The following is a 1,660-nucleotide window of genomic DNA, read 5'->3' on the forward strand; positions in this document are numbered from 1 at the left end:
ACCCCATGCCCATCAACTTAAGAATTTTCACTACCCCCAAGTGACAAAAAACGTTATTCTTTCTAAAAAGCTAGCTAGAAAGGGTGACATTTTTTATGAATCTTTCGATTCAAGATGAATTACAACTATTTTCTGAAGAACTGTATCGTCATTTAACCCCTTCTCTTTTGGAAGAACTCGCAAAAGAATTAGGTTTTGTAAAAAGAAAACGAAAGTTTTCTGGAAATGAATTAGCTACCATATGTATTTGGGTAAGTCAACGTACAGCGAGTGACTCGCTTGTTCGACTATGCAGTCAATTACATGCGGCCACAGGCACTCTTATGAGTCCAGAAGGACTCAATAAACGCTTTGATAAAAAAGCGGTTGAATTTTTGAAATATATTTTTTCGGCATTATGGAAAAGTAAAATCTGTGAAACATCGGCCATTTCAAGCGCGGCGCTCACGTATTTTCAACGAATTCGTATTTTAGATGCGACGATTTTCCAAGTACCAAAACATTTAGCCCATGTATATCCTGGATCAGGTGGTTGTGCACAAACAGCGGGTATCAAGATTCAATTAGAATATGACTTACATAGCGGACAGTTTCTAAACTTTCAGATAGGTCCAGGAAAAAATAATGATAAGACCTTTGGAACAGAATGCTTAGACACATTACGTCCAAGCGATTTATGTATCCGTGATTTAGGTTATTTTTCATTAGAAGACTTAGATCAAATGGATCAACGAGGTGCTTATTATATATCCAGATTAAAATTAAACCATACCGTGTATGTAAAAAATCCGTTTCCAGAATACTTTCGAAACGGAACCGTAAAAAAGCAATCACAGTATATCCAAGTTGATTTAGAACATATTATGAACAATTTAAAACCCGGTCAAACATACGAAATAAAAGAAGCTTACATTGGAAAGAATCAAAAACTATTCACACGTGTAATTATCTATCGTTTAACAGACAAACAGATACAGGAACGTAGAAAAAAACAAAGTTACACTGAAAGTAAAAAGGGTATTACATTTTCAGAAAAGAGTAAACGATTAACGGGTATCAACATATATGTCTCAAATACGCCTGAAGGAGTTGTTCCGATGGAACAAATACATGACTTTTACTCCCTTCGCTGGCAAATAGAAATTATTTTTAAAACGTGGAAATCCTTATTTCAAATTCATCATTGGCAAACTATCAAAAAAGAGCGATTAGAATGTCATGTGTATGGAAGACTTATTGCCATCTTTATCTGTTCTTCTACGATGTTTAAGATGCGTAAACTTCTTTTGCAAAAGAACAAAAGAGAATTAAGTGAATATAAAGCCATTGGGATGATTCAAGATCATGTATCGCTGTTATATCAAGCGATACAGAGAAACACCCAAAATCTAACAAAGATTTTAATCCGTTTGTTCGACCTCCTACAGAAGAATGGACGGAAATCTCATCGATATGAGAAGAAAACTATCTTTGATATTATGGGTGTTGTCTATGAGTATAATGGGTTTGGAAAACAAAAGAAAGCTGCATAATTTTTAAAATGAAACTCGTTAGAGTTTATTTGGTGTGTGTACTTTTCAATACCAAAAGTACATTACGTGTTTTTTAGTTTGTTTGAACGAAAGTTCATTTTGTTTTCGTTCTTAAGTTGATGGGCATG

1 protein-coding gene is annotated in these 1,660 nt (G+C 34.3%); it reads left to right on the plus strand.

The features are described 5' to 3' along the window. Window positions 1-95 precede the first annotated feature (95 nt). Window positions 96-1,532, plus strand: a complete 1,437-nt coding sequence (locus KI356_RS08445) for an IS4 family transposase (protein ID WP_001053964.1) — start codon at window positions 96-98, stop codon at window positions 1,530-1,532. Window positions 1,533-1,660 lie beyond the last annotated feature (128 nt).

The sequence above is a fragment of the Bacillus hominis genome, from assembly GCF_018332515.1.
In the GTDB taxonomy this organism is placed as follows: domain Bacteria; phylum Bacillota; class Bacilli; order Bacillales; family Bacillaceae_G; genus Bacillus_A; species Bacillus_A hominis.

What these genes read in the sequence shown, in the direction of transcription:
- KI356_RS08445 (WP_001053964.1), top strand. Translation starts at nt 96, where the DNA reads ATGAATCTTTCGATTCAAGATGAATTACAACTATTTTCTGAAGAACTG.